The 14,869-nt window shown below is 71.3% G+C and carries 13 protein-coding genes; 3 read left to right on the forward strand and 10 right to left on the reverse strand.

The window, feature by feature from the left end:
• Positions 1 to 7: 7 nt before the first annotated feature.
• Positions 8 to 760 (reverse strand): GNAT family N-acetyltransferase, encoded by a 753-nt coding sequence (locus tag MFF40_RS09935; RefSeq protein WP_147896267.1) that lies wholly within the window; start codon positions 758 to 760, stop codon positions 8 to 10.
• A gap of 120 nt (positions 761 to 880) precedes the next feature.
• On the opposite strand from MFF40_RS09935, the gene MFF40_RS09940 reads away from it, so the two are divergent.
• Together MFF40_RS09940 and MFF40_RS09945 are read left to right on the forward strand one after the other, a co-directional pair.
• A complete protein-coding gene (locus MFF40_RS09940) occupies positions 881 to 2,305 on the forward strand; it encodes an alpha/beta hydrolase (RefSeq protein WP_147896266.1) in 1,425 nt (474 codons plus the stop codon).
• On the forward strand, positions 2,302 to 3,849 hold the full coding sequence (locus MFF40_RS09945) for a GMC family oxidoreductase (RefSeq protein WP_147896265.1): 1,548 nt from the start codon (positions 2,302 to 2,304) through the stop codon (positions 3,847 to 3,849). The genes MFF40_RS09940 and MFF40_RS09945 overlap by 4 nt, the downstream gene beginning before the upstream one ends.
• A 2-nt stretch (positions 3,850 to 3,851) precedes the next feature.
• Here MFF40_RS09945 and MFF40_RS09950 read toward each other — a convergent pair whose 3' ends face one another.
• Both MFF40_RS09950 and MFF40_RS09955 read right to left on the reverse strand, forming a co-directional pair.
• Complete coding sequence (locus MFF40_RS09950) at positions 3,852 to 4,568, reverse strand: GNAT family N-acetyltransferase (RefSeq protein ID WP_147896264.1); 717 nt, start codon at positions 4,566 to 4,568, stop codon at positions 3,852 to 3,854.
• Entirely contained in the window at positions 4,565 to 5,191 is a 627-nt protein-coding gene (locus MFF40_RS09955) for an FMN-binding negative transcriptional regulator (RefSeq protein ID WP_147896263.1), read from the reverse strand. Before MFF40_RS09955 ends, MFF40_RS09950 begins: the two co-directional genes overlap by 4 nt.
• Before the next feature lie 93 nt (positions 5,192 to 5,284).
• Here MFF40_RS09955 and pdxR point away from each other — a divergent pair, with 93 nt between their 5' ends.
• Complete coding sequence (pdxR, locus tag MFF40_RS09960; RefSeq protein ID WP_147896262.1) at positions 5,285 to 6,766, forward strand: MocR-like pyridoxine biosynthesis transcription factor PdxR; 1,482 nt, start codon at positions 5,285 to 5,287, stop codon at positions 6,764 to 6,766.
• 235 nt (positions 6,767 to 7,001) lie between these two features.
• On the opposite strand, the gene MFF40_RS09965 is transcribed toward pdxR, so the two are convergent.
• The 7 genes from MFF40_RS09965 to MFF40_RS09995 form a co-directional block, all read right to left on the reverse strand.
• A complete protein-coding gene (locus tag MFF40_RS09965; protein WP_147896261.1) occupies positions 7,002 to 7,631 on the reverse strand; it encodes a hypothetical protein in 630 nt (209 codons plus the stop codon).
• 14 nt (positions 7,632 to 7,645) lie between these two features.
• Positions 7,646 to 8,893: a hypothetical protein gene (locus tag MFF40_RS09970; protein WP_147896260.1), complete on the reverse strand. Its 1,248-nt coding sequence runs from the start codon at positions 8,891 to 8,893 to the stop codon at positions 7,646 to 7,648.
• Between the two features lie 96 nt (positions 8,894 to 8,989).
• On the reverse strand, positions 8,990 to 10,015 hold the full coding sequence (locus MFF40_RS09975; RefSeq protein ID WP_187278020.1) for an ABC transporter ATP-binding protein: 1,026 nt from the start codon (positions 10,013 to 10,015) through the stop codon (positions 8,990 to 8,992).
• Between the two features lie 8 nt (positions 10,016 to 10,023).
• Positions 10,024 to 11,079: an ABC transporter ATP-binding protein gene (locus MFF40_RS09980; RefSeq protein ID WP_238260282.1), complete on the reverse strand. Its 1,056-nt coding sequence runs from the start codon at positions 11,077 to 11,079 to the stop codon at positions 10,024 to 10,026.
• The gene (locus MFF40_RS09985; protein ID WP_147854883.1) at positions 11,076 to 12,005 is read right to left on the reverse strand and encodes an ABC transporter permease; all 930 of its coding nucleotides are present in this window, start codon (positions 12,003 to 12,005) and stop codon (positions 11,076 to 11,078) included. The genes MFF40_RS09980 and MFF40_RS09985 overlap by 4 nt, the downstream gene beginning before the upstream one ends.
• 14 nt (positions 12,006 to 12,019) lie before the next feature.
• Complete coding sequence (locus MFF40_RS09990) at positions 12,020 to 12,973, reverse strand: ABC transporter permease (RefSeq protein ID WP_147854882.1); 954 nt, start codon at positions 12,971 to 12,973, stop codon at positions 12,020 to 12,022.
• 200 nt (positions 12,974 to 13,173) lie between these two features.
• Complete coding sequence (locus MFF40_RS09995) at positions 13,174 to 14,796, reverse strand: ABC transporter substrate-binding protein (protein WP_147896257.1); 1,623 nt, start codon at positions 14,794 to 14,796, stop codon at positions 13,174 to 13,176.
• Positions 14,797 to 14,869: the final 73 nt, after the last annotated feature.

The raw sequence follows: 14,869 nt of genomic DNA on the forward strand, positions 1-14,869 counted from the left end.
GGACGTCTCAGGACGGCTCCGGCCCGACCCGGTAGTGATACCGGTACAGCTCCCGCTCGAAACCCAGCCCGCGGTACAGTGATCGGGCCGGCGTGTTCGCCGCTACCACCTGCAGACAGGCCGCGCGGGCGCCCTGCAAGCGGGCCCAGCGCAGCAGCGCGCCGACGGCCCGCCGGGCGTGGCCCCGTCCCCGCAGCCTCTCGGGTGTCGCCACGGATTCGATCACCAGCAGGTCGCCGTCGCACACGCCGAAGGCCAAGGCACCGATCTCGCCATCGCTCGCCAGAGTCGCGAACGCCCGCGGCAGGATGAGGGCATCGACGGTGGTGCGAAAGGCCTGCGCGGCGGCGGGATCCGCCCGGTTCATGGCGTCCCGCAGGGCCAGCCAGGCGGCATCGGGACTCGGCGCGAGGGTGACCGCCGGGTCCGGCTCGTCGGACAGGCCGTCGAGGTCCCGGAACAGCGTGCAGGTCTCGTCCGCGACGGAGTAAGCGCCGCCTGCCAGCAGCGGCTCCAGCTGCGGTGCGATCCCCGGGACCCGGAAGATCGCCCGGCGTCCCAGCGCGGCGTAGACGGCCTCTCCGGCCCGGATCGCCGGTTCGGGCTGGCCGCTGCCGCGCATCGGATTCAGGGAATTCTGCCGCTTCGAGGTGCCGCCTGCGGCGCGCAGCAGGTAACCGTGGACCAGGAGCTGGCGCTGGCTCGGCCAGGCGTTGAGGCAGGCCTCCTCGACGCGCCAGGCCAGATCGATATCCGACATCCTATGAGTCTCCGCGCGCTTGATCTCATAGCGGTCGGGACGGCGCCACCCCCGGGGCAACCGGAGCCGTGCGGCGTCGCGTACGCTTGAAGCATTCCAGGCTCGCGCAATCTCCTCGTCATGCCCGAACCCGAAATCCTCGTCTGCCTCCATTTCCTGGGCGGCAGCGCCAGAACCTGGGAGCCCGTCTCGCGCGCGCTCGGGGGAACGCCGGTCTGCGTGCCCGTGGATCTGCCGGGCTTCGGCGACGCTGCCGCGGAGACGGGCTTTTCCGTCGATGCGATGGCGGACCATGTGGCGGCAGCGATCCGCGCCCATGCGCCGAGGCGTTTCGCGATCGCGGGTCACAGCATGGGCGCGAAGGTCGCACTCGCCCTCGCGCGCCGGTCCGAGGACGGGGAGCCGGGCCTGGACGGGCTCACCGACTTGATCCTGGTCTCGGGCTCGCCGCCGAGCCCGGAACCGATCCCCGGCGATCGCCGGGCCAGGATGATCGCCTGGATCGATGCCGATCCGGAGACGCGGCTGCGCGAGGCACAGGCTTTCGTATCCGAGAATGTCGGCGGTCCCCTCGACCCGGAGACCGAGGCGCGTGCGGTCGCCGACGTGTTGCAGGCGGCCCCCGCGGCCTGGAAGGCCTGGCTCGAATCGGGTTCCCGCGAGGATCTGTGCCGCCGGATCGGGCTTCTGCGCACCCCGGCGCTGATCCTGGCGGGATCCGAGGATGCCGATCTCGGCGCGGATGCGCAGCGGGCGTTGATGGCGCCGCATCTCGCCCACCATTGCGTCGTCACCGTGGACGGCGTCGGCCATCTCCTGCCACTGGAGCGTCCGGAGGTGATGGCGGATCGCCTGCGCGATCACTGGCGCGACCGCCCGCGTGACGAGGCCGCGCGGGCCGCTCCGGTGCCGCCGGCCTACGCGGCGCTGATCGCGTCCGAGCGGGTCAACAGCCGGCTGCGCGGCGCCCTGGAGACGCGTGGGGAGCCAGACGACCCCGCCTATGCCCCCCAGGCCCTCGACCCGGTGGAACTCGCGATCCTGCGCGCTGCCTGCGGTCGCGTGTTGCCGGAGATCGCCGTCGACCTCGCCGCCCGGCTCGATGCGCGTCTGGCGTCTGGGGCCGGCGACGGCTGGCGGTTCGTGGCCCTGCCACCCGATCCGGAGGCGTATCGCGCCGGCCTGCGCACCCTCGACGCCGCGTCGCGCGCCGCCCACGACCGTCCGTTCGTCGCCCTGGAGGCGCAGGACCAGGATGCGCTGCTGACGCTGGCCGAGCGCGGCGACCTGGCGGTGCCGGACTCCCTCGGCGGACGCCTGGACGGCGACCGGATGCGGTTCTGGTTCGAGGATCTGCGCGCCGACGCGGTGCGCCTGTGGCTCGCCCATCCGGCCGCCCTGGCACGGGTCGGCTTTTCGGGCATCGGCGCCGGCGGCGACCGGCCGGGCCCGATCGCGGACGGGTTGCCCGGCTTCCACGACGTCGGGCTCGATCGGGCGGAATCCTGGGAACCCCAGCCCACACAGGGGGAGACGGTCCGATGAACCTCGACGGGATGCGGACCTACCGCACGGATGAGACCGTCGATGCGGTCATCGTCGGGACCGGGGCCGGCGGCGCGCCGCTCCTCGCCCGACTGGCTGCGGCTGGCCTCAAGGTCGTGGCCCTGGAGGCCGGACCCAACTTCACCCCCGAGCGCTTCGCCTTCGACGAGACGCTGGCGGACCAGATCTACTGGACCGAGGAGCGCCTCAGCGGCGGTTCCACGCCGGAGGCGTTCGGGGCCAACAACAGCGGCACCGGCGTGGGCGGCTCGACGCTGCATTGGGGCGCCTTCGTGCCCCGGGCCGACGCCCGCGACCTCCGGCTTCACACCGAGAGCGGCGAGGGCGTCGACTGGCCGCTCGACTACGACGAGTTGGCGCCGTTCTACGAACGGGTCGAGCGTTTCATCGGCGTCTCGGGGCCGCAATCGTATCCCTGGGATCCCGAGCGCCGCTATCCCCTGCCACCGGTGCCGCGCAACGGCCCGGCGCAGATCATGGCCGGAGCCTGCGATACGCTGGGGATCCGCTGGGCCGACGCGCCCGCGGCGGTGGTCTCGCGCGACTTCGAATCCGAGGGCGGACCCCGGCGCAACGCCTGCATCAATTGCGGCTTCTGCCACCAGGGCTGCCGCAACGGCGCCAAGACCAGCATGGACGTCACCTACCTGCCCCTGGCCGTCACGCACGGGGCGGAGATCCGGGCGGGCGCCTTCGTGCACGGACTCGAGCGCGGCACCGACGGCCGGGTCACCGCAGTGGTCTACACACAGGACGGTCAGGAACGGCGCCAACGCTGCGGGGCGGTATTCCTCTGTGCCGGCGCCGTCGAGACGCCGCGGCTCCTGCTGAATCTGGACCTGGCCAACTCCAGCGATCAGGTCGGCCGCAACTACATGGGCCACGTCGCCACCCAGGTCTGGGGCACCTTCGCCAACGAGGTGCGGATGAACCGCGGCTACCCCTCGTCGCTGATCACGGAGGACTTCATCCGGGCCGGTGCCGACTTCGCCGGCGGCTACCTGATCCAGAGTCTCGGTGTGGTGCCGCTGACCTTCGGCAACGCGGTGGCGCGCGGCCGCGGATTGTGGGGCAAGCCGCTGCTCGATTACCTCGACCGCTACAACCACCTCGCCGGCATCGGCATCAACGGCGAGACGCTGCCCTGCGACGCGAACGTGCTGACCCTGTCCGATGAGACCGACGCGCGCGGGATGCGCAAGGCGCAGATCAGCTTCGGCTACAGTCGCAACGAGGAACGCCTCAACGCGCACGCCACCAAGGTGATGCGCGACCTCTGGGAGGCGGCTGGGGCCGAGGACATCTGGGTGATGGAGCGCGTCGCCCACACGATCGGCACCTGCCGGATGGGGCGCGACGGGTCGAGCGCCGTGGTCGATCCGGTCGGTCGCAGCTTCGACATAGACAACCTGTGGATCTGCGACGGCTCGACCTTCCCGAGTTCCCTCGCCGCGAACCCGGCCCTGACCATCATGGCGCTGTCCCTGCGCACCGCGGAGGCGTTCCTGGCCGCCGGACGCTGAGATCAACCGGCCTCGCCGCGCAGCTCCGCCAGCCCGCGGCGCTGCCGGCCGTCGGCATCGAAGTTCGCCGGGTCGAGCCAGGCCGCGAAGCCGGCGTGGATACGCGGCCACTCGGCGTCGGTGATCGAGAACCACGCCGTGTCGCGGGAGCGGCCCTTCACCACGACGGCGTTGCGGAAGATCCCCTCGAAGGTGAAGCCGAGGCGCAGCGCCGCCGCCCGGGACGGGGCGTTGAGGCTGTCGCATTTCCACTCGTAGCGGCGGTAGCCGAGTTCGTCGAAGGCCCGAGCCATCATGAGTGCCATCGCCTCGGTGGAGGCGGGCGAGCGCTGAAGGCTCGGGCCGAAATGCAGGTGGCCGACCTCGATGACGCCGTTGCCGGGGTCGATCCTCAGGTAGGAGGCGATCCCCAGCGGCGCCCCGGTCGCCCGGTCGAGGACGGCGTGGAACAGCGGGTCCTGGCTCTGCGCCTGGGCGTCGAGGCGGACGCGGTAGGCTGCCTCGCTGTCGGGCATCTCGTCGCCGAGATAGGTCCAGCCGCGCCGGTCCGGCGCCGCATCGTAGGCGGCAAACAGCCCCGCGGCATGCGCTTCGGCATCGAGCGGCACGACCCTGCAGGTGCGGCCCTCCATGGGCGTCCGCGGCGGGCGCGGACGCGGGGTCCAGTCCGGCAGGGCCGGGCCGATCGGCTGGCCGAAGGCGTTGAGGCGGGCGCTCACGATCCGCTCCGCTCGGCGACCATGTCGGCCAGGACGGTTTCGCCATCCGCGCGCATCCCGGCGATCACCCCGGCCCGATCGGCCTCCGGTCTGTTCTGGCTCATCTTCCACTTCCCCTCGATGCGGGCGATCGGGATCTCGATGCCGACGATGGCCCTCATCTGGGCCGCCACGAAGGACGCGGGCGCGTCGTCCACCGCCCAGGACGCGGCGCGCGGCGCCTCGCGCAGGGCGGTGAGGTCGGCGATCTGGCGCCGGAGCCAGTCCGCGTCCTCGATCACCCGTGGCCGGCCCCAGACGTGGACCGTGGCGTAGTTCCAGGTCAGCACCACCCGCCCGTGCTCCTGCTTGCTCGCGTACCAGCCCGGGGTGACGTAGCCCTGTGGTCCCTGGAACACGACGAGGCAGTCCTCGGTCTCGGCGAGCGCCTGCGCTTGCGGGTTGGCGCGGGCGAGATGGGCGCGCAGGGTGCCGTGCGTGCCCGCTTCGTCCAGCAGGAACGGGATCGGGTTGGCGATCAGGCCGCCCGCGCCGCCGGCGACCAGCAGGCCGAGCGGATAGGTCCGGATCAGCCCGTGCTGCGCCGCGTGCGTGTCATCGCGGAAGTGTGGCGGCTGGTACATCGAGCCAAGTCCTTGTTGCGGGATCCTGCTTGACCGTACGGCGGACCAGGCGAAAGGTCCGGTTTTCGAAATCCGACTGGACCACTTGCCGCCATGGCCCGAGGCCCGCTGCCGCTGCCCGTCAGCCTCGATCCGGTGTCGCCGACGCCCTTGCACGTCCAACTCCGCGAAGGCTTGCGCGGGGCGATCCTCGACCGCCGCCTCCCGCGTGGAACGCGGCTGCCGGCGTCCCGCATGCTGGCGGCCGATCTCGGCTGCGCCCGCGGCACCGTGGTCCTCGCCCTGGAGCAGCTGATCGCCGAGGGTTACCTCACGGCGCGGACCGGATCGGCCACCCGGGTCGCCGCGACCCTGCCGGACGACACCCTTCCCCGGCCGGATGGGGCGGCACGGCCGGCGCTTGCGGCGGCTCCGAACCTGTCGCGCCGGGGTGCCCGCCTGATCGCGGCGCCGGCCCGGCGGTTCATGGCCGGCCCCGGCGTGCCCGACGCCTTCGCGCTGGGCCGGCCCGCGCTGGACGCGTTCCCGTACGCGGTCTGGGCGCGGTTGCTCCAGGCCGAGTGGCGTCACGGACCGGCCGAGCGGACCGATCCCCGCGGCTCGCCGGCACTCCGGGCTTCCATCGCGGCCTATTTGGCGCAGGCGCGGGGCGTGGCCTGCGAGGCCGACGACGTGATCGTCACGGCGGGCATCCGCCAGAGCCTGCGCCTGCTGGCCGATTTGCTGCTCGATCCCGGGGAGCGGGCCCTGGTGGAAGAGCCGGGCTTCCCCGGTATCGCCCTGGCCCTCGCGAGCGGTGGCCTGATCCCGGTGCCGGTCTCGGTCGGACCGGGCGGGCTATCGGTGAGCGCCGCCGGGCCGCGCCTGCAGGGTGCGCGCCTCGCCGTGGTGACGCCGGCGCAGCATTATCCGCTGGGCCACGCCATGAGCCTGGAGAACCGCCTCGACCTCCTGGCCTGGGCGGAATCCGTATCGGGCTGGATCGTCGAGGACGATTACGACGGGGCCTACCGGTATGCGGGGCGGCCGCTGGCCCCGCTGCGGGCGCTCGATCGCGGCGGACGGGTGATCTACGTCGGCAGCTTCTCCAAGCTGCTGCTCCCCGCGCTTGGCCTCAGTTACCTGGTCCTGCCGCGGGGCCTCGTGGCGCCGGTGCATCAGGCCCTCGCCGAGACCGGCCCGGCACCCCCGGGCATCGGCCAATGGGCGCTGGCCCGCTTCATCGAGGAGGGGCATCTCGCCGGCCACCTGCGGCGGACCCGGCGGCTCTACGCCCTGCGCCAGGAAGCCCTGGTCGAGGCGGCCCACCGCCATGCCGCCGATGTGGTCGCGGTCGCCGCCATGGAGGGCGGGATGCACCTCATCGCGCGCTCCGGTCCGGCCTGGCCGGCCGCGCTCGGCGATGCCGAGGCCGTCGCGCGGCTCGACCGAGCCGGGATCTCCGCGGTCGCGCTCTCGGCCTACCATGTCGGTCCCCCGGAGCCGGGGCTGTTGCTCGGCTACGCGGCCGTGCCCGAGCGGGTGATCGAGCCGGCGGTTCGGCGCATGGCCGAGACCCTGCGGGCGGCCGGGTGAGAGCCGTTCGGTCGTATACCCACAGTCGAACGGGGGTTCCGAACGCCGAAAATCCCAATCTGTCCCTCGTCCTGAGGCGTGAGCGACGCGTGCCTCGAAGGAGGCCTCCAGGAATCGCGCGGCTGGCTGGAGGGCTCCTTCGAGGCCTCCGCTGCGCTCCGTCGCCTCGGAATGAGGGCGAGGATGGGATGGACCGATCGAGCGGCGGGGGCGGGCCTTACAGAAGTCCTGGTGGTCATTCACCGCGCGGCGTCAGCGTCACGGTAACGGGGCCGCGGCCCGCGCGCAGTTCCAGGTTCCGGAGGGTCTTGGGCCGCACGGTCGCGCCGCTCGACGGGCTGACGCGCTGCACCCGCTCGCCGTCGATGCGCAGGCTGACCACGCCCTCCGCGGTGATCCGCAGCGACGCGACGTTCCGGAAGGATTTCAGCGGCACCGGAGTCCAGGCCGCCCCGACCTCGATCCGTATTGGTGCCGGGACGACGTCGCGGCGCGCCAAGGCGAGGGCCGCGAGACCGATGATCGCCGCGAGCGCCAGGACGGCCTGACGGACGCGGGCGAGTCTCCCGGGCCGACGCGGGGCCCGGCGTACCGTCCAGACCGGTTTCGGGGGCGCCGGGGCCGGCTTGGCCGGCGGTTGAGGCGGTCCCTCCTGCGGCGGCGCAGGTTCCGGGGCGATGTCGGCCGGCGGCGCCTTAAGCGCCTCTGGTGGCGGTGGCGGTGGCGGTGGCGACGGGGGAATCGGCGATTGGGCCTTCGGGCGTCGCTGCTCGGCGCCGCAGAACGGGCAGAACCGCACCGGAACGTGGAGGCCGCGGTCGCAAGCGGAGCAGCGCGAGGGCGCGGTCGGAATGTCGGCGGTCACGGCGGAGCCGCGGGTCAGTGCGCGAGCGCGCCGGTTTCCATGAACCGGGCCAGGCGCTCCACCAGCGGCGCCACCATCACCCGGTCGATCTGCGGCAGGAGTCCGTGGCGCGCGAGCGCGACATTCGCCTCGGCCTGCGCGCGCGCCCGGCGATGCCAGGCGGCGCGGTCGCGCCTGCACGCGTCCCAGGCCGTCGTGATTGACCGGAAGACCTGCGGCAGACGCTCGATCGGGTCGGCGATCACATCGTAATGGTGGTCGATCAGGCCGCCGAAGCTGTGGAAGCCGAGCTCCGACAGGAGGGCGACGGCCCGCGGCGCGCCCACCGTCACGAACGGCACGCCCATGGCGGCGGCCTTCAACGATTTCTCCGTGATGCGCTCGACGCCCAATTCGAAGAAATCCGTCTCGGAGATGATTGTGAGGTCGCTGGCGGCGTAGGCCCGGGTATCCAGGGTGAGGACCATGTCGCCACCGGGGGCCGGAGTATCGATCCGCCTGGCCTGCCGGGGAATCCAGCTGCCGACATCGGCCAGCAGCGGTCCGAAGGCCACCGCGATCTCCGGCGGCGCGTGAAAGACGTCGATGCCGCCCGCCTTCGGGTTGTCGGCGCCGATCCCGTGGAACGAGATCAGGCCGTCGCGGTCCAGGCCGTTGAGCTGGAACCAGCGGTAGAGCAGCACCCGGTGCCAGCGCAGGGCCGCGTTCTGGCAGAGGAACCGGGCGGCGCCGGTGTCCCGGGCGAGCGGCGCGTAGCCGACCCGGTCGAGGGGGTGTTGCGGGAAGAGGCGCGGGCCGGCCTCGGCATCGAGCCAGAGCGCGACCTGGAGCGGGAAGAACTCGAAGGTCCAGAACCGCAGGCCCTCGCCGTAGAGCCGCTCGTAATCCAACCGCAGCAGCCGGTTCTGGGTCACCAGGACGACCCGCTCCCGGGGAATTCCGAGGCCTTCGAGGTTGCGGTGGAGCGCCTCGAAGGTGGGAGCGTGCAGGCCCGGCCCCTCGTTCGACAGGTCGAGGAGCAGGGCCGCTCGGCCCGACCGCAGGTTCTCGGCGTCGCCGGGCTCCAGCAGATCGAGCCGCCCGTTCAGGTCCGGGAAGCCGAGGCGGACGAAGTCGAGCACCGGCAGGCAGAGCACGTGGTTGGCCGCGCCCGGATGGGCGGTGACGCTGATCCGCTTCCCCAGCCAGCCCAAAGCCGCCGGCAGGAAATGGCCGGCCTCCCCGCGGGGGACCAGGACGATCTCGGAGGCGGATGGGCTCATCGCGATTCTCGGGCGGCCGGTCGCACGGTGATCCGCCGCCTGAAAGCCGCGCGATGCCGGATAAAGGCTTCGCGCGGATGCGTCGATCCCCGGGACTCAGGCCGGGACCAGCTCGGCCGCGCGCACGGGCGTCGGTCCCGCCCGGTAGGCCGCCGAGGCCTCCTCAGTCCGCCAGCAGGCGACCTTGTGACCGGGGGCGATCTCGGTCACCGGCGGCATCTCCCGGCGGCACTGCTCCTCGGCGAGGAAGCAGCGTGGCGCGAACGGGCAGCCCGGCGGCCGGTTGGCGAGGTCCGGCGGGCTCCCCGGGATGGTCTGGAGCCGGGAGCCCTTCGCCAGAGCCCCCTCCGCCCGGCTGCGCAGCAGGCCGATCGTGTAGGGGTGGTGCGGATCGAGCACGACCTGATGCGCGGTCCCGGTCTCGACGATCTTGCCCGCGTACATCACGGCGATCCGGTCGGCGACCTCGACGGCCGCGCCGAGATCGTGGGTCACGATGATGATCGACAGGCCGAGGTCGCGCTGCAATTCGCGCAGGAGCAGCAGGACCTGGATCTGCACGGTGGCGTCGAGGGCGGTGGTCGGCTCGTCGGCCAGCAGCACCTGCGGCCGGCAGGCGAGCGCGAGCGCGATCATGGCGCGCTGGCGCATGCCGCCCGACATCTCGTGCGGGTAGTTGTCCAGCCGCCGCTCCGGACTCGGGATCCGCACGCGCTCGAACAGGGCGAGCGCGCGCTTGCGGGCGTCCTCCTTCGAGATCGTCTCGTGCCGCCGGATCGCCTCGGTGATCTGCCGGCCGACCGTGTAGACCGGGTCGAAGGCGAGCAGCGGCTCCTGGAAGATCATCGAGACGTCGCCGCCGCGGAAGTCGGCGAGCTGGCGCTTGCTCAGCGCCTGCACGTCCCGGCCGGCCGCCAGGATCCTGCCCTCGATCCGGCTGCGCCCCTCGTGAAACAGGCGCAGGATCGCCCGCAGGGTGACGCTCTTGCCCGAGCCCGACTCGCCGATCAGGGCCATCGCCTGACCGCGCTCCACGGTGAGGTCGACGCCGTCCACGACCTGCACCTTGCCGAAGGCAACGCGCAGGTTCTCGAGGGTGACGGCGGGTTCGGGGTTCGACATCGGGGCGCTCATGCCGCGAGCGCCCGGGCCGGGGCGGCGGAATGGCCGGAGCCGGGCTGGCGGGCGAGGCACGAGACCCGGTGCAGCGGACCGACCGGGTCGAGGGGCGGTTCTTTTTCGCTGCAGATCGGCTCGGCGAGGCTGCAGCGGGGGTGGAACCGGCAGCCGGGCGGCGGATCGATCGGGTTCGGCGGATCGCCCTGCAGGAGCGCCGTCTGCGTGCGGTTGTCCGGGTCCAGCGACGGCATCGAAGCCAGCAGCGCCTCGGTGTAGGGGTGGGCCGGGGCGTCCAGCACCGTGTCGGACGGGCCGATCTCGGAGACCCGGCCGAGATACATCACCATCACCCGGTCGGAGATGAAGCGCACGACGTTGAGGTCGTGGCTGATGAAGATGTAGGTCAGGCCGAACTCGGACTTCAGGTCGAGGAGGAGGTTCAGCACCTGCGCCTCCACGGACTTGTCCAGCGCCGAGACCGCCTCGTCGAGCAGCACCAGCCGCGGCTCCAGGGCGAGCGAGCGGGCGATGTTGACCCGCTGCCGCTGGCCGCCGGAGATCTCGTGCGGGTACCGGCCGGCGAAGCGCTTGGGCTCCAGGCCGACCCGGCCCAGCAGGGCCCGGGCGCGCTCCACCGCCTCGCGGCCGGGAACGCCGTTGACCTTCGGGCCGAAGGCGATCGACTGCTCGACCGTCATGCGCGGGTTGAGCGAGGCGTAGCTGTCCTGGAACACCATCTGGACCTGGCGGCGGTAGGACCGCCACGGCATCACCCGCTCACCCACGGCTTGCCCGTCGTAAAGCAGGGAGCCGGAATCGCGCTCGATCAAGCCCATTAGCAGCTTGGCGGTGGTGGACTTGCCGCAGCCGGACTCGCCGACGATGCCCAGGGTCTCGCCCTTCAGCACGTCGAAATCGACGCCATCGACGGCGCGCACCACCTGCTTCTTGCCCCCGGCCTTGCGGACCGGGAAGTGCTTGTACAGGCCCGAAACCGACAGGAGCGGCTGGGCGGGTCCGCCGCGGTCGCGGGCGAACGGATCGGGGGCGTCCGGGATGACGCTCACTGGCGAATCTCCATGGCCGCGCGCAGGCCGTCCGAGAACAGGTTGAAGGCGATCGAGACGACGAAGATGCACACGCCCGGCAGGGCCGCGACGACCGGGTTGGCGTAGATCGCGGTGCGCAGGGTGTTGAGCATCAGGCCCCATTCCGGCTCCGGCGGGCGCACGCCGAGACCCAGGAACGACAGGCCCGAGGCCAGGATCATCGAGACCGAGATCAGGCTGGTGGCGTAGACGAAGATCGGCCCGACCACGTTGCCGAGCACCTGCACCCGCATGATCGTCAGCGGCGAAGCGCCCGAGAGCTTCGCCGCGTCGATGTAGTCGCGCTTGCGGATGCCCGTCGTGACGCTCTCGGCGACCCGGGCGATCTGGGGCACGAACACGCAGGTCAGCGACACGATCGAGTTGAAGATGCCGGCCCCGAGCGCACCGGACAGGGCGATCGCCAGCAGGACCGACGGGAACGCGAAGAACACGTCGATCGTGCGCATCAGGATCGTGTTCAGCCAGCCGCCGACATAGCCGGCCAGGATGCCGATGCTCGAGCCGATCACGAAGGCGATCAGCACCGGGGTGACCCCGATGAACAGCGACAGCCGCGCGCCCAGCATCAGCCGGCTGATCATGTCGCGCCCGAGCTCGTCCGAGCCGAGCCAGTAGGTGGCGTCGCCGACATGCTTCAGGCGGCGCAGCATGGAGCCCTTGTACGGGTCCATCGGGGTGATCCAGGGCGCCAGGATGGCGATGGCCACCACGAGCAGGATCAGGGCGCCCGCCCCCATGGCCACGGGATCGCGCACCAGCCGGTGGCCGACATGGCCCCAGAAGCCGCGGGACGGAACGAACGCGGCCTCCGGGGCGGCGTCTTTGGCGGAGAGCACGCCGCCGTCGAGGGCCATCGAGGCGGCGGTGATCGGTGCGGTCATGATCGGCCTCCGGGTCAGGCGCGTTCGATGCGCGGGTCGAGGGCGGTCTGCATCACGTCGACCAGCAGGTTGAGGACGACGAAGAACATCGCCAGCACCAGGATCGAGCCCTGGAGCAGGGGCAGGTCGCGCTGGAAGATCGCGGCGTTGAGGAGGAAGCCGGTGCCGGGCCACGCGAATACGGTCTCGACCAGGATCGAGCCGCCGAGCAGGTAGCCGAGCTGCAGGCCCATGATCGCCAGCGCGGTCGGGGCGGCGTTGCGCACGACGTGCTTGAACACGCCGAACTCATCCATGCCCTTGGCGCGCAGGGCTTCCACGAAGTCCTGGGACAGGATGTCGGCCACCAGGGCACGCACCGTGCGGGCGATGATGCCGGTGGGGATCACCGACATCGTCACCGCCGGGAGGATCAGGTAGCGCAGGTGGTCGAAATCCGGCCGCCAGTTGCCCGAGCCGTCCGGCCCGGCGCCGGTGGGCGGCAGCCAGCCCAGCGTCGCCGAGAACACGATCACCAGGACCATGCCGAGCCAGTAATGCGGCACGCTCACGCCGAAGACCGAGAGCGCGGACGCCGCCCGGTCGGCCAGCGAGTTGCGGTGGTAGCCGGCGACGAAGCCGAACAGCGTGCCGAACGTGAAGCCCAACAGGGTCGCCACGGAGGCGAGGATCAGCGAGTTGATCACCGCCCGGGTGACCTCGCCCAGCACCGGCCGGCCGGTGGCGATGGACGTGCCGAGATCGCCGTGGAGCACGTGCCACAACCAGATCAGGTACTGCATCGGCAGCGGCTTATCGAACCCGTAGGCGGCCCGCATGCTGTCGATGGTCTCCTGGGTGGCGTCCGCCGGCAGGACCGCGCTCAGGGCGTCGCCGGGCGCCAGATGGACCAGCAGGAAGCAGACCAGGCTGACCCCGAACGCCACCGGCGTCACGTAGACCAGACGTTTGAGGATGTAGATCAGCATCGGGTGCCTTACCGTGGCCGCTGAAAGTCCCTCCCCCCTTTGCGGGGGAGGGTGGCCCCTGCGTCAGCAGGGGTCGGGAGAGGGGAGCGACGCATCCGGAGAGGGCGTGCCGGGAGCCGAAACCCGCATCGTCGCGCTGCCCCTCTCCCCCCTGCTGCGCAGGTACCCTCCCCCGCAGAGGGGGAAGGGAAATCCCGCGGTTACCGCCCCGCCGTCGCGATGGTGATCTTCGAAAAGTCCTGGAACCAGTTCTGGGCCTGGACGAAGCCCTTCACCTTCGGGCTCATCGCCCGCGGGTTCACGTCGTGCGTGATCATGACGAACAGCGCGTCGTCCACGTACTTCTCGTGGACCTTCTCGAGGACCTGGGTCTGCGCGGCCTTGTCGAAGGTGGTACGCACCTGGTCGAACAGCTTGTCCATCGCCGAATCGCTGTAATAGCCCCAGTTCGTGCCGTTCGGCGGGGCGAAGTTGCTCTGGAGGTGGCGGATGAACCCGGTGAACGGGTCCTGGATGAAGTACGAGTAGTTGATAGCCGACACGCCGCGGGAGATGTCGGCCTTCGCGCCGGCCCGCCAGATGTTGATCAGCGTGTTCCACTCGACCACCTCGTAGTCGACCTGGATGCCGACCTCCGAGAGGTTCTGCTGGACGAACTCGTTCATCGGCAGCGGCTGCATCTGGCCCGAGCCCGAGGCCGAGATCGCGACCTTGAGCTTCAGGGGCTTGGCCGGGCTGTAGCCGGCCTCGGCCATCAGCTTCTTGGCCGCCTCCGGATCGTACTTCACGTCGAAGGTCGGGTGGCCGAACCACTGGTGGCCGGGCGGCATGAAGCCCTTGGCGGGAATCGCAAGGCCGCCGAGCAACTCCTTCAGGCCGTCGCGGTCGATGGCGAGGTTGGCCGCCTTGCGGACCCGGATGTCGTTCCAGGGCGAGCCCTCGACCCGGGACAGGTGCCAGGTCCAGTTGTGCGGATAGGCGTTGGTCACGATGGTGAAGCCGGCGCCCTTGAGCGAGGCCACCGCGTCCGGCGCGGGCGCCTCGATCCAGTCGACCTGGCCGGAGCGGAGCGCCGCGACGCGGGCGTTGGCCTCCGGCAACGGCACAAGGACGAGCTTGTCGAGCTTCGGGACCCGGTTCGTGTCCCAGTATTCCTTGAACGGCACCATCTCGGCGCGCTCGCGCGGCGCGAACAGCGTCAGCTTCCACGGGCCAGTGCCGGAGGGCTGCTTGGCGAAGGCGTCCCAGGACTTGCCGACCTTCTCCCACTGCGCGGGCGAGGACATCATGATCCAGGCGATCTGGTAGGGCAGCGTCGCGTCCGGGGCCTTGGTGACGATCTCGACCGTCATCGGGTCCACCACCTTGTAGGAGGCGACCGCCGGGACGCGGGTCTTGCCCTGCGCGGACTGGCGGGGATCGTATTGGGGCGCGTCGGCCTTCAGCAGCTTGTCGAGGTTCCACACCACGGCGTCGGCGTTGAAGTCGGAGCCGTCGTGGAATTTCACCCCCGGCCGCAGCTTGAAGGTCCACTTGGTCTTGTCGGCGGCGTCGACCGCCCAGCTGGTCGCGAGGCCGGGCACGAGGTCGGAGGCGAGTTCGGCGCTCGACAGGTCCCAGTTAATCAGGCCGTCATAGACCGTGTAGCCCAGGAACCGCATGCCCTCGCCGCCATTGTCGGTCTGGCCGGTGGTCAGCGGGATGTCCGACGCGGTCATCCCGATCCGCAGCGTTCCCTGTGCGCGGGCGGCGGTGCTGGCGGAGAGCGCCAGGGCGCCGGCGAGCGCCGCACGGGCGCCGAGAGTTTTCAGACGAGACAGCATGTCGGATCGGATACTCGCGTTGGTCCGGGAGGGCGGGCCCGGAATACGCTCGACTGTATGCAAGCCCGCGGCC

Source organism: Methylobacterium mesophilicum (assembly GCF_022179445.1).
In the GTDB taxonomy this organism is placed as follows: Bacteria; Pseudomonadota; Alphaproteobacteria; order Rhizobiales; family Beijerinckiaceae; genus Methylobacterium; species Methylobacterium mesophilicum.